The organism is Pseudomonas sp. S3_B11 (genome assembly GCF_054667715.1).
The window spans coordinates 3654921-3676800 of sequence record NZ_CP162749.1; the positions used below are offsets into that span (position 1 = coordinate 3654921).

The following is a 21880-nucleotide window of genomic DNA, read 5'->3' on the forward strand; positions in this document are numbered from 1 at the left end:
ATACAGGCTTGTGAGGTCTTTTTGTGTTGTGAGGCCTGCGCTTTGTGGGAGCAAAGCTTGCTCGCGATGCAGGCACCTCGATTCCTCAGGGAGACCGCGCCCTCTTCATCGCGGGCAAGCCTTGCTCCCACAGCATCACGCCACGCTGATCCGCCAAATCCCGAACGGCTGGTACGCCGGGTCAATCCGCATGAACTGGTACTTGCCGTACCAGGTCCAGCGATGTCCATTCATCAGATCCTCGCCCTGGGTCTGGGCGTCGTCGGGCAGGCCCATCTCCCACAGCGGCAACTCAAAACTGGCTTCCTGCGGGTTGTGCGGATCAAGGCTCACCGCCACCAGGATGAAATTGCTGCCGTCGGCGGTGCGCTTGCCGAAATACAGAATGTTGTCGTTCCAGGCGTTGTAGATTTTCAGGCCCAAGTGGGTATGCAGCGCCGGGTTCTGCCGGCGGATGCGGTTGAGCTGGGCGATCTCGGCAATGATGTTGCCCGGCGCGGTGAAGTCCCGGGGGCGGATCTCGTATTTCTCCGAATCGAGGTATTCCTCCTTGCCCGGCACCGGTGCCGACTCACACAGCTCGAAGCCCGAATACATGCCCCACAGGCCTGAGCCCATGGTTGCCAGGGCCGCGCGGATCAAAAAACCGGCGCGCCCCGACTCATGGAGAAAGGCCGGGTTGATGTCCGGCGTGTTGACGAAAAAATTCGGCCGGTAGCATTCACGCCACGGCGATTCATTGAGCTCACTGAAGTAGGTCGCCAGCTCAGCCTTGGTGTTGCGCCAGGTGAAATAGGTGTAGCTCTGGGAGTAACCGACCTTGCCCAGCCGCGCCATCATGGCCGGCGTAGTGAACGCTTCAGCCAGGAAGATCACTTCAGGATATTGCGCCCGCACATCGGCGATCAGCCATTGCCAGAACGGCAACGGTTTAGTGTGAGGGTTGTCGACGCGGAATATCTTCACGCCTTCCTTGACCCAGCCCACCACGATGTCCCGCAGCTCCGTCCACAGGCTGGGAATCGCATCGGCCGCGTAGAAATCAACGTTGACGATGTCCTGGTATTTCTTCGGCGGGTTTTCCGCATATTTGATCGTGCCGTCCGGCCGCCAGCTGAACCAGCCCGGGTGCTGCTTGAGCCAGGGGTGATCCTGGGAACACTGGATCGCGAAGTCCAGGGCGATCTCCAGGCCGTGGTCAGCGGCCGCCGCCACCAGGCGCCGGAAGTCCTCGCGGCTACCCAATTGCGGGTGAATGGCCTCGTGCCCGCCCTCCTCGCTGCCAATGGCATACGGACTGCCCGGGTCGTCGGGACCGGCAGTGAGGGAATTGTTCGGGCCTTTGCGGAAACTGCGACCGATGGGGTGGATCGGCGGGAAGTACAGCACGTCGAAGCCCATGTCCTGGATCACCGCCAGGCGTGAATGCACGTCGTTGAAAGTGCCGTGGCGCTGGGGATCGTCGGTGATCGATCGGGGAAACAGCTCATACCAGCTGGCAAACTCGGACAGCTTGCGCTCCACATCCAGCGGATACTCGGGGCTGATGCTCAAGTACGGGCGATGATCGGCCCGGGACATCAGATCGGCACTGCGCGGCGCCAGGAACAGCGCCACCTGCTCGGTCGGCAACAAGCCGGAGAGCTCATGGTGCAAGGCCGCCAGTTGCTCGCTCAATTCACCCGTGCTGCGCTCGACGGCCATTTGCACTTGGCTGCGCCCTTCTTGCAGCTCCAGGCTGATCGGCACTCCTGCACCGAATTTCTTCTCCAGCTCGTAGCGAAAACTGGCGAACTGATCGATCCAGGCCTCGATACAAAACACATAGCGGCCTTGTTCCGGCACGTTGAACTGGCCGTGCCAGCCGTTGTTGCCCAGGTCACTCATGACCTCGCTGTTCCACACTTCATCCTGCAGCGCACGCCAGCGAATGCGCACGGCCAGCTTGTCATGACCATCGGCGAAGACTTTGCTGGTCACTGTCACGTCCTGTCCAGCCACGGCCTTGGCGGCGAATTGCCCGCCGTCGATCACCGGCATGGTGCTTTCAATAGCGATACGCGGCAACAGCAAGGCTTGGGACAGCGGCAAATGCGGGTTGTAGGCCAGTTCAGTCGGGTGTTCGGCAGTCATCGAGCATCGCTCCTTTTACGCCCCATGGACGCGCTTGTGGCGGTAAAGGCCCAACGGGTCCCTGAAAAAACTCACTTAAACTCCGAACCGGATCAGCGGCTAAAAGTTCAGAGGGATTTACCCCGATGCATCCCGGGGATCAAAGCCGGTGCAAGGTGGTCAACAACAATAAGCACGACTCAAGCCATGTGCGTCACGGAGACCCGTCCCGATGAACATTCCCATCCCGGCCGAAACACCCGATCCGAACATCGACGACCCCACCTTGCCCCCGCCCGGCCCTGATCCCGAGCCGATTCCAGAGAAAGACCCGCCACTGGACCCACAACCGCCGCTGGGCGACCCGCCGAGCGAGGCGCCGCCGGAGCGGGTTTGAGCCAACGACTTGGAGCTGCCCCCTATGGGAGCGAGCTTGCTCGCGATAGCAGACTGTCAATCAGCATAGTGACTGGCTGATCCTCCGCCATCGCGAGCAAGCTCGCTCCCACAAGTTTAATGTTCAAGTCTTATGCTCAGGCTATGGCTTGCCGCCCTTCTCCAGCGCCCGGACGATCACCGGCATCACACTGAAGATCGCCAGCGCCAGCACCGTGCTGAGCACCGCCGTCGCCTCCCGGCCCAGCCCGGCGGCGACGCCAATGGCGGCGGTCATCCAGAGGCCCGCAGCCGTGGTCAGGCCCTTGACGTGACCTTCGTCGCCGTCGGTGTTTTTCAGGATGGTGCCGGCGCCGAGAAAACCGATGCCGGCGACCACGCCTTGTATCACCCGACTCATCGCGTCGGCCTGGGACCCGGACATCTGTGGCACCAATACGAACAGCGCCGCCCCCAGGGCCACAAGCATGTGGGTCCGCACGCCGGCAGCCTTGCCCTTGTGTTCGCGCTCGAAACCCAAAATGCCGCCCAACAGCGCGGCCATTAGCAGACGCACCGTGACCCGGGTCATCTGCTGGGCATCGGTGATGTCGGCGAATTCCGCCTGCAGGGTTACCCAGACTTCATGCCACCAGGCGTCCATGGACCGTCCTCTTTTTCATTCGATAAACGATGGACCGCAGGCGGCGCCAGAGGTGCGCCCGACCGCTGATCAGCCGCAACGAACCCCGGCTTGGCCGCACGACCTAACGTACATGACCCCAGAAGGAGCAACACCATGACTGTCCGTATCGATGACAACCAGACCTGCCATTTCGAAACCCCCAATGGCACCGAACAGCGCCCTGCCAGCGAGCTGACCATCATCACCGACCCGGACAAGGCCATGTCAGTCGTGGAGCTCAATGGCGACCGGGTCTACATCACCGAGGCCGAGGCCGATGCACTGACCGTGGCCGGCGCAGTCGACGGGCGCAAGCACCTGAAGGCCAGCGACAGCGGCTCGGCGATCTGAACGGCTTGAAGCCTCTGCGAGGTGTTCAATCCGTGGGAGCAAAGCTTGCTCGCGATGAAAACAACACGATACTTCTTGAACCGAGGTGTCTGTATCGCGAGCAAGCTTTGCTCCCACTACCCCCTGGCCTCAACGGTATGTTCGCTCGTCCTCGGGTGCATCAAAGTGTCGCAGGGCCTGGGTTTCGCGTCATCTGATCCGGTTTTTATCGAAACACCTGAGTCTGTTATGCAAACAGTTCCATGGTCATAGTGCCCCGGCCAGATAGAGGCTGATGAGCGACCGACCATGAGCGATAGAATCCCCGTCCAGTTGATACAGACGTTCGAACCTGCGCCAACGAAGATAAAGGCCAGGAGCACCGACAACCTGATCCACACCCGCAGCTTCACCGGTTTGTTTCGTACCCTGCGCATCAGCGGTGCGGGGGTTCTGTTCCTGCTGTTCTTCGGCACGGTGTGGTTGAACTGGGGCGGACGCCAGGCGGTGCTCTGGGACCTTTCCGAAAGCAAATTCCACATCTTTGGCGCGACCTTCTGGCCCCAGGATTTCATCCTGCTGTCGGCCTTGCTGATCATTGCCGCCTTCGGCCTGTTTGCGATCACCGTGTTTGCCGGCCGCGTGTGGTGCGGGTACACCTGCCCGCAGAGTTCCTGGACCTGGATCTTCATGTGGTGCGAGAAAATCACCGAGGGCGAACGCAACCAGCGGATCAAACTGCAGGCCGCGCCCTGGGGCCTGAACAAACTCTTGCGCCGCAGCGCCAAGCACACGCTGTGGCTGGCCATCAGCCTGCTCACCGGCCTGACGTTCGTGGGGTACTTCACGCCGATCCGCCCCTTGGCCGAAGAACTGCTGACCCTGCAAATGGCCGGCGTGAGTCTGTTCTGGGTGCTCTTCTTTACCGCAGCCACCTACCTCAACGCCGGCTGGCTGCGTGAAGCGGTGTGCATGCATATGTGCCCCTATGCACGCTTCCAGAGCGTGATGTTCGACAAGGACACGCTGACCATTTCCTACGATGCGGCCCGCGGTGAAATCCGCGGCCCACGCAAACGCGAGGCAAACCCGGCCAATATTGGTCTGGGCGACTGCATCGACTGCCAGATGTGCGTGCAGGTCTGCCCCACCGGCATCGACATCCGCGACGGCCTGCAGATGGAGTGCATCGGCTGCGCGGCCTGCATCGATGCCTGCGACTCGATCATGGACAAGATGGGCTACGCCCGCGGCCTGATCAAATACACCTCCGAACATCAGCTGCAGGGTGGCAAGACTCACCTGCTGCGACCTCGGCCTGATCGGCTATACCGCCGTGCTGCTGGTGATGATCGGCGCGCTGGTCGTGGCGCTGATGCAACGGCCCATGGTGTCGCTGGACGTCAGCAAGGACCGTGGCCTGTTTCGGGAAAACAGCGCAGGCCAGATCGAGAACATCTACAGCCTGAAAATCATCAACAAGACCCAACAGCGCCAGGATTACCATCTGTCCCTGGTGGACGGCGACGGCTTCATCCTGCAAGGCAAGACCCAACTGAGCCTGGCCCCGGGGGGGAAATCGTCGATGTGCCGGTGTCGGTGGCGATGCTCAGCGAACGGCCCGGCAAAGGCTCCCAGGAAATGACGTTCAAGGTCGCCGACAGCGACGAGCCAGGCATCTACAGCATCGCCAAGAGCCGTTTTGTCGCACCGATGAATCGTTGAAGCTTTAAGATGCCGGGCACCTGTGGGAGCGAGCGTGTGGGAGCAAAGCTTGCTCGCGAAGAACGATAACGCGACCTTACTGTTGATCCGTGTCGCCTGCGTCGCGAGCAAGCTTTGCTCCCACAGAATCTCCCACAGTTTAAAAAGCGCAAACCACGCGTCATTCAAGACTGGGCACCACCATGAAACGCTACGAGAAATTTGCCGACGACATCGCTGAACTGATCCGCTCGGGCATGCTGGGGCCAGGTCAGCGTGTGCCGTCGGTACGCTACGCCAGCCAGACCTACGGTGTCAGCCCGTCCACCGTGTTCCAGGCCTATTACCTGCTGGAACGACGCGGCATGATCCGGGCCCGGCCGCGCTCCGGCTACTTCGTCAACACCCATGCGCCGAGCCCGTTTTCGGAGCCTGCGATCAGCAGCCAGGTGCACGAGTCCACCGAAGTCGACGTCAGTGAGCTGGTATTTTCGGTCCTCGACTCGATCAAGGACCCGGCCACCGTACCGTTCGGCTCGGCATTCCCCAGCCCGATGCTGTTCCCACTGCAACGGCTGTCTCGTTCGCTGTCCAGCGCAACACGGGACATGGACCCGCGAATGGTGGTCACGGACATGTCGCCAGGCAACCCGCAACTGCGCCGACAGATCGCCCTGCGCTACATGGTCGGCGGGTTGATGCTGCCCATGGAGGAGCTGTTGGTCACCAACGGCGCCCTGGAAGCGTTGAACCTGTGCCTGCAAGCCGTGACCGAACCCGGCGATCTGGTGGCGATCGAAGCGCCAGCGTTCTACGCCAGCCTGCAGGTACTGGAGCGCCTGAAGCTCAAGGCCGTGGAAATTCCCGTGCACCCGCGCGACGGCATCGACCTGGACGTGCTGGCGCAGACACTGGAGCGCCATCCGATCAAGGCCTGCTGGTGCATGACCAGCTTCCAGAACCCCATGGGCGCGACCATGCCCGAGGAGCGCAAACAGGCGTTGGTAGAGTTGCTGCGCCGCCATCAGGTGCCGCTGATCGAGGACGACGTGTACGCCGAACTCTATTACGGCCAGCAGGCCCCCAAGCCTGCCAAGGCGTTCGACACCGAAGGCTTGGTGATGCATTGCGGTTCGTTCGCCAAGAGCCTGGCACCGGGTTATCGCATCGGCTGGGTCGCCGCCGGGCGCTACGCGCAGAAGATCGAACGGCTCAAGCTCATGACCTCGTTGTGCGCCTCGATGCCGGCCCAGGCCGCCATCGCCGACTACCTGCAACACGGCGGCTACGACCGTCACCTGCGCAAACTGCGCTATGCCCTGGAGGAACAGCAAAGCGCGATGCTCGCCGCCATCGCCCGCTACTTCCCCGCCCAGACCCGGGTCAGCCAGCCGGCGGGGGGCTACTTCCTGTGGCTGGAGCTGCCGGAGCAGATGGATTCGCTCAAGCTGTTCCAGATGGCCCTGGCCCAGGGCATCAGCATCGCGCCGGGACCGATCTTTTCACCAACCCGGCGTTTCAGGAATTGCATCCGCTTGAATTACGGCAGCCCGTGGACCGAGGCCTCGGAAAAGGCCATGGAGACGCTGGGGCGGATTATTCGTTCGTTCTGATATCGGGTTGTCCGTCAGACCGCCATCGCGAGCAAGCTTTGCTCCCACATCGGAACACTGTCCCCTGTGGGAGCAAAGCTTGCTCGCGATAGGGCCGAAACAGACACCCCAGGACTCAGCGCCCGCCCCCCAGATCCACAAACGTCCCGGTCGCATACGAAGCCTTGTCCGACAACAGCCAGATAATCGCTTCGGCCACTTCATCCGGACGCCCGCCCCGGGCCATGGGGATCGCTGATTCCAGCTTGCTGACCCGGTCCGGGTCACCGCTCAGGGCATGGAAATCGGTGTAGATGTAGCCGGGGCGCACCGCGTTGACGCGAATGCCTTCGCCGGCCACTTCCTTGGACAAGCCGATGGTGAAGGTGTCCAGCGCGCCCTTGGAGGCCGCGTAATCGACGTACTCCCCCGGTGCGCCCAAGCGCGCGGCCACCGACGAGACGTTGACGATGCTGCCACCCTGCCCGCCGTGCCTGGGCGACATGCGCAGCACCGCGTGCTTGGCGCAAAGAATCGGCCCCAGCACGTTGGTCTTCATGATCTTGAGAATGCGGAATTCGGACATTTCATCGAGCCGGGATTTCTGCGCGACCGTGCCGGCGTTGTTCACCAGGGCGGTGACACGGCCCAGCTCGGCGTCCACCCGGTCGAACAGGCCGATCACTTCGTCTTCGATGCTCACGTCGGCCCGCACGGCAATCGCCTGCGCGCCCTTGGCCCGGACCTGTTCGAGCACCTCCTGCGCAGCACTCTCATCGGACTGGTAATTGATGCAGATCCGATAGCCCAACTCGGCAGCCAACAGCGCCGTGGCCGCCCCGATTCCGCGGCCGCCACCGGTGATGACGATGACTTTATCCACGTTTGCTTCCCCCATTCCACGGATAGACATCCGGCCCAAGAATAGCGTTCACGTCACGCTTTGCACAAACCGTTGCGCTTACCGGGCCAGGGCGCGCAGATCCAGGCGTCCGTCCAACAGTGGCGGGCACCAGTAATAGCCGCCGGTGATTGGCCGGCTCATGCGATACAGGCCATCGGTGATGCCGTCTTCCAGGCCACTCATGCGGCGCAGTTGTGCCTCGAAAGCATCGAGGGAGAAACCGAACGCCAGGAACATCAGCCCCGCACGGTCGCCTTCGATCCACGGCATGGAACGACGCACCACGAACGCCTCCGGGGCGAAGCTTTCCTGGGCGGTGCGCTTGACGTGGGCCGATTCCGGCGCGTCGTCGAGTTCTTCGTTGTCGCTCAGGCGACGGCCCATGATGTTGTCGCGCTCATGGGGTTGCATCGCCGCGAAGCCATCCAGATCGTGCTGCCATTGCTGGATCGCGGCGAAACTGCCACCGCGCACCCCATCGACACCCTGGGTCAGGGCGGCGGCGATGGCCGCTTCGTCGTGAGGGTTTTCGGTGCCGTCTTCGTAGCCGGTCAGGTCATGGCCGGTCATATGGCGGAAGGTTTCGTTCATCTGCACCAGGCGCAGCGCCGGGGCCAGCACCGCCTCGATGGCGCGACTGCGGTGCATCAGCTCGCCGCGGTCTTCGCCGTGCAGCCAGCACCACAGCGCGTGTTGGGTCGAGGGGTTGTCCACGCCCACGCCGGCCAAGGCAGGGAAGGCTCGCAGGCCTTCGACCTGGGCGCCCAGCGCCTGGACCAGCGATTCGCCAAAGCCGACCACGACCCGCCCATCGACCAGCAACAGGAGTTTGTCTATCGCAGCCGGCAATGCCTCGACCGATTCCAGGGCAAAAAACAAATGACGGGCCTGAGGCGGAACAGGGGTGGCGAGAATGCCGGGCTGGTAGTAACTCATGTGAACTCCTTTAGAAAGAGCGCAAGTTTACCCGGCAGCCGGGGGTTTGTGTGGTTTGCCATGCGACACCGAAAGCCGACGACCGAAGATTTTCGTAGGAACACTCCTGCGGCCCAGTCGGACGACTCCGAAGCGCCCTCGAGCCGGATGAGCACCGATTGCCGAGCAACCGAAAACCTCCTAGATTGACCACCCCAAGATGCACTCAGGCATCGAAAGCTGCTGGATACAGAGCAGCTTGAACCACCGCCATCCAAGGAGACGGTCCGACATGCACATGGCCAAATCGATACTCGCAGGCACTTTTTTCCTGGTCTGCGGGGCAGCTCCGGGCTTTGCCCAGGATCGTATTGAAGACGCTGTCAATGCCACGATCCAGCCCTTGATGAAGCAACAGGACATCGCCGGCATGGCCGTGGCGATCACCTACAACGGTCAACGCCATTACTTCAACTACGGCGTGGCCTCCAAGGACACGAAAAAGCCGGTCACCGACCAGACCCTCTTCGAAATCGGCTCGATCAGCAAGACCTTCACCGCCACCCTTGGCGCCTATGCCCAGGCCCAGGGCAAGCTGTCCCTGGCGGACCCGGCCAGTCGCTTTGCTCCCGAGCTGCGCGGCAGTGCCTTCGAGGGCATCAGCCTGCTCAACCTCGCCACCTATACCGCCGGAGGCCTGCCGTTGCAGTTCCCCGCCGAGGCGGACCATCCGGACCGGATGTTCAGTTATTACACGACCTGGAAGCCGCTCTACCCGGCCGGCACCCAGCGGCTCTATTCAAACCCGAGCATCGGCCTGTTCGGCTATCTGGCAGCCCGCAGCCTGGGGCGGCCGTTTGACGAGGTGATGGAGCGCACGCTGATGCCAGGGCTGGGCCTCCAGCACAGCTATGTGCGGGTGCCGCAGGATCAGTTGGGCCGATACGCCCAAGGTTATGCAAAAGACGGCAAGCCCGTCCGGGTCGGACCGGGAGCCCTGGACTCCGAGGCCTACGGGGTGAAAACCAGCTCATCGGACCTGATGCGTTTCCTCGAGGCCAACCTGCGACCGGAAAAACTGGACGCGGATCTGAAGCAAGCGATCGCCACGACGCATACAGGTTTCTACAGGGTTGGCGGGATGAATCAGGGGCTGGGCTGGGAGTTCTACCCCGCTCCGTTCACCTTGGATGACCTGCTCGCTGGCAACACACCGCAAATGGCCCTGACCCCACAAAAAGTCGAACCTCTCAACCCGCCCCGCCCAGCGCCGGACGGCGCCTGGGTCAACAAGACAGGATCTACCAACGGTTTCGGCGCATACGCGGCGTTCGTACCCGGAAAGGACATGGGGATCGTCATGCTTGCCAACAGGAACTACCCGATCGAAGAACGGGTGAAAGCGGCGCATCGGATCCTCGCTGCGCTGGACGTGAAATAAATCGGCTGGGCTCACTTGTGGCGAGGGGATTTATCCCCTCATCATAAGAGTCTGTCGGCGGAAATCAATCATCCAGCGGCTTCACCGGCCCCGCCGGCTTGACTGCCTTGCCAGGCTTGGCGCCTTTCGCATCCTTGGTCGGTGCAGGCTCTGGCGCGGGTGGTGGGGCTGGAGGTGTTGCTTCTTTCTCTGCCGCAGGCAGTTTATCGACGGCATCGAAGAGGTCTTTCAGTTCGATCGCCCCGGAATGCTCAAGCTTCTTTTCCCCGTCCTTGCCCACCAGGATGATCTTGGTCTGTGCTCCGGCTCCCAGCTTGAGCGAGCGAATCAACGCCATGGTGCTTTGCGGATCCAGATCCTTGCCATCGCGCTGCCCAATGGTATTGAGCACGGTATAGAGCACCATGTTGCGCTCGGAAAAGCCCTGCTTGCCTGCCGGTTCATCCAAGGCCTTTTTCAGGCTCACCCAGGCAGGGTCGACCGTGCTGGGCGCGATGACGACAAGGGGACGTGACTTGCCTGCGTCCGCCAACAGCGGCGAGTCGCCATCGGCAGCGAACAGTGGGCCGGCGATGGCCAGCAAGGTAGCGAAGGTCAACGACCGAATGAGCATGCGCCTCTCCTTTTGATATTTACGCTGTACTGATTGCACAGGGCGGCGATTGTTCCGCGAGAGTCGCTCAATACTGCGCCTGCCTGACTTGAAGCTTAGGCCAGGGGGTTCATTGCGCAACCGCAAGGAGAGCGCTGAAGTCGGGAGAGACTAATTGTGGGAGCGAGCTTGCTCGCGATAGCGTCATGACGCCCAACATCGAGTCGACTGACACACCGTTATCGCGAGCAAGCTCGCTCCCACACTATTGGACTTGAGCTGACTGTTCTAGAACGCCAGCTTGAACCCGATCATCGCCAGCATCACCGCCAGGCACGGGCGCAGCAATTCGTCGGAGATGCGTCCCGACAAATGACTGCCCAGGTAGATCCCCGGCAACGAACCGATCAGCAGGAAACCCAGGATGTGCCAGTCCATGTTGCCCATGCTCGCATGGCCCAGGCCAGCCACCAGGGTCAGCGGTACGGCGTGGGCGATCTCGGTGCCCACCAGGCGCTTGGTGACCAGGAACGGGTAGAGGATGAACAGCGCGACAGTGCCCAGGGCGCCAGCGCCGATGGAGGTCAAGGCGACCATCGCACCCAGCACGAGGCCAGTGATGACCGTCAGCACATTGAGGCGCGAACCGGAGGGGTTGTAGTGGCCGCCAGCGCGGTCGTGGGCAAATTGCAGCAGGCGCTTCTTGAACAGGATCGCCAGGGCGGTGGCGAACAACACAAAGCCCAAGGCTTGCTTGATTACCGCGTTCATCGCCTCGGGGGAGCTGTGCAGGCTGCTGAGGAACCACAGCGTCAAGCCGACCGCCGGCACACTGCCCAACGTCAGCCAGCCAGTAATCGCCCAGTCGATGTTGCGATTTTTTGCATGAACCAGGACACCACCAGACTTGGTAATAGCCGCGTACAGCAGGTCCGTACCTACCGCCGTCGCAGGGTTGATACCAAACCACAACAGGATCGGGGTCATCAGCGAACCACCGCCGACGCCGGTCATCCCAACGATGAAACCGACCACCAGGCCTGCAACGACTAAACCGACATTACCGAAATCCATTAAACCCGTCTCAGCACGACCGCGTGAAAAATCTGGCCGCGAGCATAGCGATTTTTCTTATAACCTCCTATATCGATGTGATCTATCTTTATTCCTTTTCCATAGCTTCACTGAACCGGCAGGAAGTTGAGGAACAGCAGGCTCTGGGCGTAATTCAAGCCGATCCGCCGGTAGCGCTCATCGAGCATCTGGGTCAGCAGGTCCAATCGGGCGACGATTTTTCCGAACTCCACGGCGAAACTCAGGTTGCTGCCCTCCTCCGAAATCTCATTGGAAAACAGCAACAGCTTGCCGTCCTTGTTCTGCCGCTGGCTCAGCAGCCAGGTGGCCTTTTCGATATTGCGCGCCGCGTTGCTGACAAAACGCGGGTCGATGGTGTCGGTCATGTAGAACTCGAGGCGATTGCCGTGCGCGGTGACCAGCATGCTGCCAATGGCATAGATGAACGCCCCTACCCGATCGCCGAGAAATTCCGGGCTCATGGCATAGCTCAGGGCTGCCAGGTCCTTCTTGCCACCCAGGGTCGGCAAGGGCTGTTGCTGCTCGATGGCCATGCGCACCTGTTTTTCCGCAGTGCGGACGTCGAGAAAACCGGACTTGCGCAGTTCCTCGGGGTTGCGCAGGTACAGCTTGTTCATCAGCAGATAGAGGCTTTGCAGGTTGTCGTGCATCGACAACGTGGCCATGCGATCGACGCTGGTCTGCAAGAACTCCTGGGGCCTGGCGTTGCTGAACTGCGTGACCATGTCCTGCCCCTGCTGATGGCTGCAGCCGCCGCTGAACAGCATCGACACACCGACCAACAATGCCAGGCAACAACGGCGCAATCTCGTCACAGAATAAAAAACAGCGGCCATCGAATCTCGGTCTGGGCATGGGGAAGCGATGGGGGGTCGTCGCTTCCAGGCCATGGATAGAGCGGCAAAAATCGCAAAAGTGCAGTACCCGGAGCAAACCTTCGGTCTCCAGCAACATCCCCCTCACTCAATTAGTCTTACTTTTTAATTGATAAATCCTTATTAATGGCTATAAATCCCTTCTCACCCTTCAAATAGAAAGACTACTAACCAGAAAAACCTTCAGCGCTGTCCGACCAGTAGCGGACTCGCCCCGCGTTCAAAACAACAACAAAACAACAGGAAGGAAGGTCATACCATGCTTGAATCCAGACAACTGCTCACGGCCCTCGGAGTGTCTCTGATGATCGCCACCTCGGCTTCCCACGCTGCCGGCCTGACCAACGAACGTGGTGCGTTCGGCAAAACCGACGACGGCACGGCGGTGGAAAAATTCGTGCTGCGCAACAGTCACGGCATGGAGGCCACGGTCATCACCTACGGCGGCATCCTCCAGTCATTGAGCGTGCCGGACAAACACGGCAAGGCCGCCGACATCGTGCTCGGCTTCGACGACGTGCAGGGTTACCAGAAGAACGGCAGCGTGTATTTCGGCGCGACCATCGGCCGCTTCGGCAATCGCCTGGCCGACGGCGCCTTCGAGCTGGACGGCAAGCGTTACCAGGTGCCGCAGAACGACCATGGCAATTCCTTGCACGGCGGGCCGCAAGGGTTCGACAAGCGCGTCTGGAAGGCCCAGCCCCATAATGCCAAGGACTCGGTGGGCGTCACCCTGACCTACTTGTCAGCCGATGGCGAGATGGGTTTCCCCGGTGCACTGAAGACCGACGTCACCTACAGCCTCAACGAACAGAACGAGTTGCGCATCGAGTACAAAGCCACCACCGACAAGCCCACAGTGCTGAACCTGACCAACCACAGCTATTTCAACCTGGCCGGGGCAGGCAACGGCGACATACTCGAGCAGGTCGCGACCCTGCACGCGGCCCATTACACGCCGGTCACCGGCAAGCTCATTCCCACTGGCGAACTGGCCCCCGTGGCCGGCACACCGATGGACTTCACCCAACCCACCGCCATCGGCACCCATATCAAGGCCGATCACCCACAACTCAAATTCGCCGAACCGAAACAAGGCGGCTTCGATTTCAACTGGGCGCTGGACGCCAAGGGCGACGTGAACAAACTGGCCGCCGAGGTGTATGACACGGACTCCGGACGACGCCTGCAGCTCTACACCACCGAGCCTGGCGTGCAGTTCTATACCAGCAACTTCCTCGACGGCACCGTCAAGGGCAAGCAAGGCAAGGTCTATCCACATTGGGGCGCGTTCACCCTGGAAACCCAGCACTACCCCGACTCGCCCAACCAGCCGAACTTCCCTTCGACGCGGCTTGATCCGGGCCAGACCTACACCCAGACCATGGTGTTGAAGTTCTCCGCGAAATAAAAAAAAGCACCACACCCGTAGGAGCTGTCGAGCAAAGCGAAGCTGCGATCTTTCCCAGACAATTGAGTTTGGAGCGAAAAGATCGCAGGCTTCGCCAGCTCCTACGACTATCCTGCTGTCCATTGGATTATCGATCAGCACAACAGGAGAAAGGCATGAGGACGCTGGAATTGGCGGGTGTGTCCGTACCGGTCATTGGCCAGGGCACCTGGCGCATGGGTGAGGAACCGTCTCATCACAAGAAAGAAGTGGCCGCCCTGCGGTTGGGAATCGAATTGGGCATGACCCTGATCGACACGGCGGAGATGTATGCCGAAGGCGGTGCCGAAACCGTCGTTGGCGAAGCGATCACCGGCCTGCGCGACCAGGTTTTCCTGGTGAGCAAGGTCTATCCCCACAACGCCAGTCGCAAAGGCATTCCCCTGGCCTGCGAACGCAGTCTGCGGCGGCTCGACACCGATTACATCGACCTTTATCTGCTGCACTGGCGCGGGCAGTACCCACTGGACGAAACCGTCGAAGCCTTCGAGCGGCTGCGCGAAGAAGGCAAGATCGGCCGTTGGGGCGTGTCGAACTTCGATGTAGCGGACCTTGAGGAACTGGCCGCGCCGGCCTGCGCGACCAACCAAGTGCTGTACAACCTGCAGGAACGCGGCATCGAATTCGACCTGCTGCCCTGGTGCCAGCGCCAGTCCATGCCCGTCATGGCCTACTGCCCGGTCGGCCAGGGCGGACACCTGCTCAAGGATCACACCCTGGGACAGATCGCCGAACGCCATCGCGCCACACCGGCGCAGATCGCACTGGCCTGGCTGTTGCGCCAGGACAATGTGATTGCCATTCCCAAGGCCGTGAAACCTGAGCATGTGCGTTTGAATGCCGAAGCGGCCAACCTCAAGCTGGAACCGCAAGACCTGGCAGCCCTAGACCTGATATTTCCCCAGCCCCAGGGCAAGCAGCGCCTGGCGATGGTCTGAAGACCCATTCAACCTCGGGATTCACACTGACTTGTGGCGAGGGAGTTCATCTGTGGGAGCAAGGCTTGCCCGCGATGGAGGCGACACGGTGTCCTGGGAAAAACGAGGCGCCCGCATCGCGGGCAAGCCTTGCTCCTACAGGGGATAAACCCTGACCACGGGCTCGGCCTGAATACCACGGAGTTTCAGAACAACCCCATCTGCCCACCCACCAACGTCGAAAAATCATCATCCACAAACGGCAGGATCGCATCCGCCACTGGCTGTAGCTGTTTGGTCACGTAGTGGTCGTAATCGATTGACGCACTGCGGGTCTCCAGCGGTTCGGGGCCGGCGACGGTGATGACGTAGCTGATCCAGCCGCCATTCTGGTATTGCCGCGGACGGCCCTGGCGCTGGTTGAACTCATCGGCCAGCCGCGCGGCCCGCACATGGGGTGGGACGTTGCGTTCATAGTCTTCCAGCGGCCGACGCAGACGCTTGCGGTAGACCAATCGTTCATCGAACGCGCCGGCCAGGGTCTGCTGCACATAATCGCGCACATAATCCTGATAGGGCTGGCGATGGAAAATCCGCCCGTACAGCTCCTGCTGGAATTGCCGGGCCAGCGGCGACCAGTCGGTGCGCACGGTTTCCAGGCCCTTGTAGACGATTTCGTCGCTGCCATCGGCACGGGTTACCAATCCGGCGTAGCGTTTCTTGCTGCCCTCCTCGGCGCCGCGGATAGTCGGCATCAGAAAGCGCTTGAAATGCGTTTCGAACTGCAGCTCCAGCGCACTCTCCAATCCGAACTCAGCACGCACCTGCTCTCGCCACCATTGGTTGACGTGGGCCACCAACTCGCGGCCGATCCTGGCCGCTTCCTCCTGGCCATGGGCACGACGAAGCCAAACGAACGTGGAATCGGTATCGCCATAGATCACCACATGCCCCTGGGCTTCGATCAACTGGCGGGTGCGCTGCATGATCTCGTGACCGCGCAGGGTGATGGACGAGGCCAGGCGTGTGTCGAAGAAACGGCAGCCACTGGAACCGAGCACGCCATAAAAGGCGTTCATGATGATTTTCAACGCTTGGGACAGCGGCGCATTGTGCTCGCGCTTGGCGGTCTCCCGGCCTTCGGAGATCCGCGCCACGATGGCTGGCAGGCAATGTCGAGTACGGGAGAAGCGCGCCCCGCGAAAGCCTGGCACCGATTCCTGGTCATCCGGGTGACGCAGCCCTTCGATCAAGCCCACCGGGTCAATCAGGAAGGTGCGGATAATCGATGGATACAGGCTCTTGTAGTCCAGCACCAGCACCGACTCGTAGAGGCCCGGTTGGGAGTCCATGACAAAACCACCCGGGCTGGCCTCGGGCGGACGCTGGCCCAGGTTGGGGGCAACAAACCCTTGGCGATGCATCAGCGGCATGTACAGGTGCGTGAAGGCCGCCACGGAACCTCCGCTGCGGTCCGCCGGCAGCCCGGTGACGCTGGCCCGCTCCAAGAGGAACTTGAGCAACTCGGTCTTGGCGAAGATCCGTGTCACCAGTTCACAGTCCTTGAGGTTGTAGCGGGCCAGGGCCGGCTTGTCCTCGGCGAACATGCGATTGATCTCGTCCATGCGCTGGTACGGGTTATCGATGGACTTGCCCTCCCCCAGCAGCGTCTGGGCGACGTTTTCCAGGCTGAACGAGGGGAAACTCCAGGTGGCCGAACGCAGGGACTCGATACCGTCGATGATCAGCCGGCCAGCGGCCGAGGCGAAGAAGTGGTTGTTGCGCGCGCCGTGCTCGCGCCATTGCATCTCTTCGCCACCACGTCCCAGGCGCAACGGCACCGCCAGGCGCCGGGCGTGTTCATGCAGCACTCGCAGGTCGAATTGCACCAGGTTCCAGCCAATGATCGCGTCAGGGTCGAAACGGGCGAACCAATCGTTGAGTTTCTTCAGCAGCACCGTGCGCGATTCGCAGTATTCCAGCTGGAAATCCACGCCGGTATCGTCGCCATTGGCTGGCCCGAGCATGTAGACCTGGCGCTCGCCGCAGCCTTCCAGGGCGATGGAATACAATTCGCCCTGGGCGGTGGTTTCGATGTCCAGGGACACCAGGCGCAACGGTGGACGGTATTCGGGCGCCGGCTTCATCTGGGCGTCGACCAGCAGGCCATCGGCAGCCGGCGTACCGCCAAACCAGACCGGGGCGGTGATGAAGCGCTCCATCAGGTAGCGCTCCGGCGGCCGGATGTCCGCTTCGAACACCTCCACGCCGGCGCGGCGCAGGGTGGTGTCCAGGCGCATCAGTTGGGCATGCTGCTGGCAATACAATCCCAGCACCGGACGATGCTCGAAATCCAGCAGGTCCAGGGGGCGCAGTTCTACCTCCTTCTCCCCTTGCAGCAAGGCTTCGAGCTGGCCGCGCTGGATCTGCGGCACAAAGGCCACCGACGTTTGCACTGGGAGGCGCACGCGCTGGGGACCGGCGTCGGTCGCCAGCCAGAACTCGACTTCGGTGCCGGCCGGGGTATCGCGCCAATGCCGGGTCAGGACGAAGCCCTGCTGTAAATCCACCGCTGCAACCTCGAATTCTACGTAGGCGACGATTCTACCCTGTGGCGAGGGGATTTATTTGTGGGAGCAAGGCTTGCCCGCGATGCGGTTCAACTGCTAGACCGTGTCATCGTTCATCGCGAGCAAGCTTTGCTCCCACAGGCTTGCTCCCACAGAGGGACGCCCCTCGCCACAATGCTGGATGACATCACATCGGTGGGAAATCCCCCGGCAATGACGCTTTTGGACGACTGGCCGCCGCTTTACCGCTTGCTCTGCGCCGTTGGGTCTACGATGCTTTAACAACCAGCAAAAACAACACCCGAGGCCCCCCATGAAAACCGTCGCGCAGTTGCTCCGGATAAAAGACGAGAAAAACCAGCAAGTGCACACCATCTCACCGGACGACATGGTATTGCAGGCCCTGATGCGCATGGCCGAGAAGAACGTCGGTGCGTTGCTGGTGGTGAAGAACGACGAAGTGCTGGGGATCATCAGCGAGCGCGACTATGCCCGCAAAATGGTCTTGCGCGGGCGCTCATCGGTGGGCACGAAGGTCAGTGACATCATGGTCTCCCCCGTGATCACCATCGACCCGCACCAGAACGTCGAGACCTGCCTGAGCATCATGACCGAAAAACACCTGCGGCATTTGCCAGTGGTAGAGGACGGCAAACTGGTCGGCCTGCTGTCCATCGGCGACCTGGTCAAGGAAGCCATCGCCGAACAGGCCGATCTGATCAAACAACTGGAGCAATACATTCGCGGGGGAATGATCCATTCGGTCGGGTTGCTCATTCTCAAGGCACTTCTATATTGAAGGGGTTGTTCCTGCGAGCATCCCAATGGCCAACACCGACCGACTGATCATTTGTGAACATTGCGATGCGGTGTACGAGCCGGTGGTGCTCGTCGCGCACCAGAAAGCTTCGTGCGTGCGCTGCCACGCGGTGATCCAGCGCTACAACGGCCTGACCATCGAGCAGCGCCTGGCCTTGAGCGTGACGGCAGCGGTGCTGTGGGCCTTCGCCAACATCTACCCGATCATGAGCATCCGCCTTCAGGGCCTGAGCAACAGCGCGACGTTATGGGATTCCATCGTGGCGCTGAGCCATGGGCCGATCACCTTCATCGCCCTGGTGACAGCGGTGGCGATCATCATCGCACCGGCCTTTCAATTGGCGCTCCTGCTCTGGGTACTGGGCCATGCCTACCTCCAGCGGCGGGCACCGGGGTTCAACCTGTGCATGCGCAGCCTGGAAACCCTGCGGCCCTGGAGCATGCTGGAAGTGTGCCTGCTGGGCGCGCTGGTGGCGGTGATCAAGCTCGCCGGCCTGCTGGACGTGCTCCCGGGCATCGGCCTGTTCGCCCTGGCGGCCCTGAGCCTGCTGATGATCCGCATTGCCGGGCGCGATGTCCGCGACCTGTGGGACAGCCTGTGAACGGCCAGCCGCTGGACACCCCGCCAGAGGCCCGCGACCTGGACCTGTGCCTGTGCCACAGTTGCGGCCTGGCCTGCGACATGACCGACGAGCCCCAGACCTGCCCCCGCTGCGACGCCGCCCTGCATCGACGCAAACCCGACGCCATCACCCGCACCTGGGCCTACATGCTCGCCGCGCTGGTGTTCTACATCCCGGCCAACCTGCTGCCGGTCATGAATACCCAGATGCTCGGCGAAGGCGCCGACAGCACCATCATCAGCGGCGTCATCGAGTTCTGGCAAAGCGGCGCCTGGGACATCGCCCTGATTATCTTCATCGCCAGCATCGCGGTGCCTGGCATCAAGTTCGTGGTGCTGACCCTGTTGCTGGTGACCGCACAGCGGCGCAGCACCTGGGCCCAGGTCCAGCGGGCGAAACTGTACCGGCTGGTGGAAGTCATTGGCTATTGGTCGATGCTCGATGTGCTGGTGGTGGCTCTGGTGGCAGCCCTGGTCAAGTTCCAGGCATTGAGCGACATCGAACCACGACCGGGCATCCTGTTCTTCGGCCTCGTGGTGCTGTTCACCATGCTGTCGGCCATGAGTTTCGACCCCCGGCTGATCTGGGATACCCAACCATCCGAGGAGGTCATGGATGAAGTCGCAAGCCACTGACGGGCAGCAACCCGCACCCGGCCGCGCCCACGTCACCACCCGCCGCTGGACGGTGTCGCTGGTGTGGATCGTGCCGATCATCGCGGTGCTGGTGGGCATTTCCCTGGTGGTCCACAACTGGCTGCAGGAAGGCCCGACCATCACCATCACCTTCAAGACCGGCCAGGGCCTGACCGCCAACAAGACCCAGGTGAAATATCGCAACGTGGTCATCGGCCAGGTCACCGACGTGCAACTGAGCGAGGACCAGAAGAACGTCACCGCCACGGTCAAGCTCGCCAAGACAGCCGACACCTTCACTCACGAAGACTCGGTGTTCTGGGTGGTTCGGCCGCGCATCGGGGCCGGCGGTATCTCGGGGATCGACACCTTGCTGTCGGGGGATTTCATCGGCGCCGACGCCGGCCAGTCGAAAGTGCGCGCCAAGTCCTTCACGGGCCTGGAGAACCCGCCGCCCATCACCTATGGCGAACCGGGCAAGCGCTTCACCCTGCATTCCCAGGACCTAGGTTCGCTGGACATCGGCTCGCCGGTGTACCTGCGCAAGATCCCGGTGGGCCAGGTCGTGTCCTACGCCCTGGACGCCGAAGGCAAAGGCGTCAACATCGACGTATTCGTCAACGCGCCCAACGATGCGTATGTCACCGAAAACACCCGGTTCTGGAACGTCAGCGGCGTGGACGTGAACGTCGGCGCCAATGGTTTTGCGGTCAAGACCGAATCGCTCTCGGCCTTGCTGCTAGGCGGCATCGCGTTTCGGGCGCCGGAGTACAGCCCCAACGACGTCCCCGCCAGCGAGGACAAGACCTATGAGCTGTTTGCCGACCAGCAGAGCGCCCTCGCCCCGCCCGACGGCAAGGCGCAATACCTGGCCCTGCGCTTCGATCAGGCACTGCGCGGCTTGCGCGTCGGTGCGCCGGTGGAGTTCCTCGGGGTGGAAGTCGGCAGGGTGGTGGCCATCCATCTGGATTTCGATGAGAAACAGCGCAGCTTTCCGGTCAACGTCGGCGTGGTGATCTACCCGCAACGCCTGGGCAAGGCCCATGAAAAACTGCTCAAGTCGCTCAATCACAATCCAGACGACGAAGCCGCTGGCGCCCGTCTGATCGGCAGCTTCGTCGAGCGGGGGCTGCGCGCCCAGGCCCGCAGCGGCAACCTGCTGACCGGGCAGTTGTACATCTCGCTGGATTTCTACCCCAAGGCGGAAAAAGTCGCCTTCGACCCAAGCGCCCGGCCCGTGCGTATCCCGACCATTCCGGGCAGTCTCCAGCAACTGCAGGAACAACTGCAGGCGATGATCGAGCGGATCAACAAACTGCCACTGGAGAGCATTGCCGGCAACCTGGATGGCAACCTGGTGGAGTTGCGCAAAGGCCTGACCCAGTTCAACAGCAAGACCCTGCCGGGCGTGCAAAGCACCTTGCAAGACGTCAGCAAGACCCTGCAATCGGCCAACTCGACCCTGGCCGAAGACTCACCGCAGCGCGAACAACTGACCCAGACCCTGGACGACCTGGGGCGTATGTCGCGCTCGCTGCGCGAACTGTCGGACTACCTGAGCCGCCATCCCGAATCGCTGCTTCGCGGCCGTCCCAAGGACGCACCGGCGCAGAACCTCACATTGCCGGTGAAAGAATGATCACAGGAGCCCGCCCCATGCCACTGACGCTGAAACTCACTCTGGTTGCCGTGGCATTGCTGCTCGGCGCCTGCCGCAGCGATCCGATCCACTACCACACCCTGAGCCCGGCCCAACCGGCAGGCCAATCGCGCTCCAGCGTGGACATCCAGATTGAACAGGTCAGTGTCCCACCCCAAGTGGATCGCACCCAGATGGTCATTCGCCAGGGCAACAGCGGGTTGGCGATCCTGGAAACCGAATGGTGGGGCGCCAGCCTGGCCGATGAACTGCACAGCAGCCTGGACGAACAACTGGGCAACCCTGGCGCACCGAAATCATTGCTGCGGGTAGACGTGCAACGCTTCGACTCGATCCCTGGCCGCTATGCCCGCATGGATGTGCAATGGCGCCTGCGCAACCTGGGCAACGACGCCCGCCCCCTCACGTGCCGCAGCAGCCTGCAAACCCCAGCGGGAGCCAGTATCGACGAGCTGGTGACAGCGCATCAGGAAAATGTCCGGCAATTTGCCGGCCTTGTTGAACAGGCGGCTGCACGAAAGGCGTGTCCTTGACCTTGTAGGAGCTGCCGAAGGCTCGGGCCGCGTTCGGACGATCTTTTGATCTT

At 61.7% G+C, this 21880-nt stretch carries 19 protein-coding genes and 1 pseudogene; 12 read left to right on the forward strand and 8 right to left on the reverse strand.

The features are described from left to right. Positions 1-135: 135 nt before the first annotated feature. Positions 136-2133: an alpha-1,4-glucan--maltose-1-phosphate maltosyltransferase gene (locus tag AB4O22_RS16410; RefSeq protein WP_460096749.1), complete on the reverse strand. Its 1998-nt coding sequence runs from the start codon at positions 2131-2133 to the stop codon at positions 136-138. A gap of 211 nt (positions 2134-2344) precedes the next feature. On the opposite strand from AB4O22_RS16410, the gene AB4O22_RS16415 reads away from it, so the two are divergent. Next, on the forward strand, positions 2345-2509 hold the full coding sequence (locus AB4O22_RS16415) for a hypothetical protein (RefSeq protein ID WP_013692690.1): 165 nt from the start codon (positions 2345-2347) through the stop codon (positions 2507-2509). Between the two features lie 141 nt (positions 2510-2650). Here the strand turns inward: AB4O22_RS16415 and AB4O22_RS16420 are convergent, their stop codons facing one another. Beyond that, complete coding sequence (locus AB4O22_RS16420; protein ID WP_003200100.1) at positions 2651-3151, reverse strand: MgtC/SapB family protein; 501 nt, start codon at positions 3149-3151, stop codon at positions 2651-2653. 135 nt (positions 3152-3286) lie between these two features. On the opposite strand from AB4O22_RS16420, the gene AB4O22_RS16425 reads away from it, so the two are divergent. The 3 genes and pseudogenes from AB4O22_RS16425 to mapR all read left to right on the forward strand — a co-directional run bounded on the left by AB4O22_RS16425 (position 3287) and on the right by mapR (position 6819). Further along, the gene (locus AB4O22_RS16425) at positions 3287-3523 is read left to right on the forward strand and encodes a DUF3203 family protein (protein WP_003200097.1); all 237 of its coding nucleotides are present in this window, start codon (positions 3287-3289) and stop codon (positions 3521-3523) included. Between the two features lie 288 nt (positions 3524-3811). Beyond that, a pseudogene (ccoG, locus tag AB4O22_RS16430) lies at positions 3812-5227 on the forward strand (cytochrome c oxidase accessory protein CcoG). A 182-nt stretch (positions 5228-5409) separates the two neighbouring features. Continuing rightward, positions 5410-6819: a GntR family transcriptional regulator MpaR gene (mapR, locus tag AB4O22_RS16435; protein WP_003200093.1), complete on the forward strand. Its 1410-nt coding sequence runs from the start codon at positions 5410-5412 to the stop codon at positions 6817-6819. A 115-nt stretch (positions 6820-6934) separates the two neighbouring features. Here the strand turns inward: mapR and AB4O22_RS16440 are convergent, their stop codons facing one another. Further along, positions 6935-7681, reverse strand: a complete 747-nt coding sequence (locus AB4O22_RS16440; RefSeq protein WP_003200090.1) for an SDR family oxidoreductase — start codon at positions 7679-7681, stop codon at positions 6935-6937. A 78-nt stretch (positions 7682-7759) separates the two neighbouring features. Continuing rightward, complete coding sequence (locus tag AB4O22_RS16445) at positions 7760-8638, reverse strand: Dyp-type peroxidase (RefSeq protein ID WP_223471637.1); 879 nt, start codon at positions 8636-8638, stop codon at positions 7760-7762. A 271-nt stretch (positions 8639-8909) separates the two neighbouring features. Here AB4O22_RS16445 and ampC point away from each other — a divergent pair, with 271 nt between their 5' ends. After that, a complete protein-coding gene (ampC, locus tag AB4O22_RS16450; RefSeq protein WP_223471636.1) occupies positions 8910-10058 on the forward strand; it encodes a class C beta-lactamase in 1149 nt (382 codons plus the stop codon). Between the two features lie 64 nt (positions 10059-10122). On the opposite strand, the gene AB4O22_RS16455 is transcribed toward ampC, so the two are convergent. The 3 genes from AB4O22_RS16455 to AB4O22_RS16465 form a co-directional block, all read right to left on the reverse strand. Then, complete coding sequence (locus tag AB4O22_RS16455; protein ID WP_003200085.1) at positions 10123-10671, reverse strand: DUF4174 domain-containing protein; 549 nt, start codon at positions 10669-10671, stop codon at positions 10123-10125. Between the two features lie 267 nt (positions 10672-10938). Next, positions 10939-11724: a sulfite exporter TauE/SafE family protein gene (locus AB4O22_RS16460; RefSeq protein ID WP_003200084.1), complete on the reverse strand. Its 786-nt coding sequence runs from the start codon at positions 11722-11724 to the stop codon at positions 10939-10941. A gap of 107 nt (positions 11725-11831) precedes the next feature. Then, a complete protein-coding gene (locus AB4O22_RS16465; protein ID WP_460096752.1) occupies positions 11832-12581 on the reverse strand; it encodes a hypothetical protein in 750 nt (249 codons plus the stop codon). A 298-nt stretch (positions 12582-12879) separates the two neighbouring features. On the opposite strand from AB4O22_RS16465, the gene AB4O22_RS16470 reads away from it, so the two are divergent. Both AB4O22_RS16470 and AB4O22_RS16475 read left to right on the forward strand, forming a co-directional pair. After that, positions 12880-14031, forward strand: a complete 1152-nt coding sequence (locus AB4O22_RS16470) for an aldose epimerase family protein (RefSeq protein ID WP_003200080.1) — start codon at positions 12880-12882, stop codon at positions 14029-14031. A 155-nt stretch (positions 14032-14186) separates the two neighbouring features. Beyond that, positions 14187-15008 carry an aldo/keto reductase gene (locus tag AB4O22_RS16475; RefSeq protein WP_223471633.1) on the forward strand — a complete coding sequence of 274 codons (822 nt, stop codon included), beginning with the start codon at positions 14187-14189 and terminating at the stop codon, positions 15006-15008. 185 nt (positions 15009-15193) lie between these two features. Here the strand turns inward: AB4O22_RS16475 and AB4O22_RS16480 are convergent, their stop codons facing one another. After that, positions 15194-17557, reverse strand: coding sequence for a DNA polymerase II (locus AB4O22_RS16480; RefSeq protein WP_460096754.1), 2364 nt, complete (start codon positions 17555-17557; stop codon positions 15194-15196). Between the two features lie 313 nt (positions 17558-17870). Here AB4O22_RS16480 and AB4O22_RS16485 point away from each other — a divergent pair, with 313 nt between their 5' ends. From AB4O22_RS16485 to AB4O22_RS16505, 5 genes are read left to right on the forward strand one after another with little or no spacing between them, the layout of a single operon-like run. Continuing rightward, positions 17871-18356: a CBS domain-containing protein gene (locus tag AB4O22_RS16485; RefSeq protein ID WP_460158230.1), complete on the forward strand. Its 486-nt coding sequence runs from the start codon at positions 17871-17873 to the stop codon at positions 18354-18356. A gap of 25 nt (positions 18357-18381) precedes the next feature. After that, positions 18382-18978, forward strand: a complete 597-nt coding sequence (locus AB4O22_RS16490; protein ID WP_003200073.1) for a paraquat-inducible protein A — start codon at positions 18382-18384, stop codon at positions 18976-18978. Between the two features lie 11 nt (positions 18979-18989). Then, positions 18990-19634: a paraquat-inducible protein A gene (locus AB4O22_RS16495; protein ID WP_027912575.1), complete on the forward strand. Its 645-nt coding sequence runs from the start codon at positions 18990-18992 to the stop codon at positions 19632-19634. Continuing rightward, positions 19615-21273, forward strand: coding sequence for a PqiB family protein (locus AB4O22_RS16500; protein WP_223471631.1), 1659 nt, complete (start codon positions 19615-19617; stop codon positions 21271-21273). The genes AB4O22_RS16495 and AB4O22_RS16500 overlap by 20 nt, the downstream gene beginning before the upstream one ends. Before the next feature lie 17 nt (positions 21274-21290). Beyond that, positions 21291-21827, forward strand: coding sequence for a PqiC family protein (locus AB4O22_RS16505; RefSeq protein WP_223471630.1), 537 nt, complete (start codon positions 21291-21293; stop codon positions 21825-21827). Positions 21828-21880 lie beyond the last annotated feature (53 nt).

Bases quoted from the DNA above. Each gene is read 5' to 3' on its own strand.
- AB4O22_RS16410 (WP_460096749.1), bottom strand. From the start codon at position 2,133: ATGACTGCCGAACACCCGACTGAACTGGCCTACAACCCGCATTTGCCG.
- AB4O22_RS16415 (WP_013692690.1), top strand. From the start codon at position 2,345: ATGAACATTCCCATCCCGGCCGAAACACCCGATCCGAACATCGACGAC.
- AB4O22_RS16420 (WP_003200100.1), bottom strand. From the start codon at position 3,151: ATGGACGCCTGGTGGCATGAAGTCTGGGTAACCCTGCAGGCGGAATTC.
- AB4O22_RS16425 (WP_003200097.1), top strand. From the start codon at position 3,287: ATGACTGTCCGTATCGATGACAACCAGACCTGCCATTTCGAAACCCCC.
- mapR (WP_003200093.1), top strand. From the start codon at position 5,410: ATGAAACGCTACGAGAAATTTGCCGACGACATCGCTGAACTGATCCGC.
- AB4O22_RS16445 (WP_223471637.1), bottom strand. From the start codon at position 8,638: ATGAGTTACTACCAGCCCGGCATTCTCGCCACCCCTGTTCCGCCTCAG.
- ampC (WP_223471636.1), top strand. From the start codon at position 8,910: ATGCACATGGCCAAATCGATACTCGCAGGCACTTTTTTCCTGGTCTGC.
- AB4O22_RS16455 (WP_003200085.1), bottom strand. From the start codon at position 10,671: ATGCTCATTCGGTCGTTGACCTTCGCTACCTTGCTGGCCATCGCCGGC.
- AB4O22_RS16460 (WP_003200084.1), bottom strand. From the start codon at position 11,724: ATGGATTTCGGTAATGTCGGTTTAGTCGTTGCAGGCCTGGTGGTCGGT.
- AB4O22_RS16465 (WP_460096752.1), bottom strand. From the start codon at position 12,581: ATGGCCGCTGTTTTTTATTCTGTGACGAGATTGCGCCGTTGTTGCCTG.
- AB4O22_RS16470 (WP_003200080.1), top strand. From the start codon at position 12,880: ATGCTTGAATCCAGACAACTGCTCACGGCCCTCGGAGTGTCTCTGATG.
- AB4O22_RS16475 (WP_223471633.1), top strand. From the start codon at position 14,187: ATGAGGACGCTGGAATTGGCGGGTGTGTCCGTACCGGTCATTGGCCAG.
- AB4O22_RS16485 (WP_460158230.1), top strand. From the start codon at position 17,871: ATGAAAACCGTCGCGCAGTTGCTCCGGATAAAAGACGAGAAAAACCAG.
- AB4O22_RS16490 (WP_003200073.1), top strand. From the start codon at position 18,382: ATGGCCAACACCGACCGACTGATCATTTGTGAACATTGCGATGCGGTG.
- AB4O22_RS16500 (WP_223471631.1), top strand. From the start codon at position 19,615: ATGAAGTCGCAAGCCACTGACGGGCAGCAACCCGCACCCGGCCGCGCC.
- AB4O22_RS16505 (WP_223471630.1), top strand. From the start codon at position 21,291: ATGCCACTGACGCTGAAACTCACTCTGGTTGCCGTGGCATTGCTGCTC.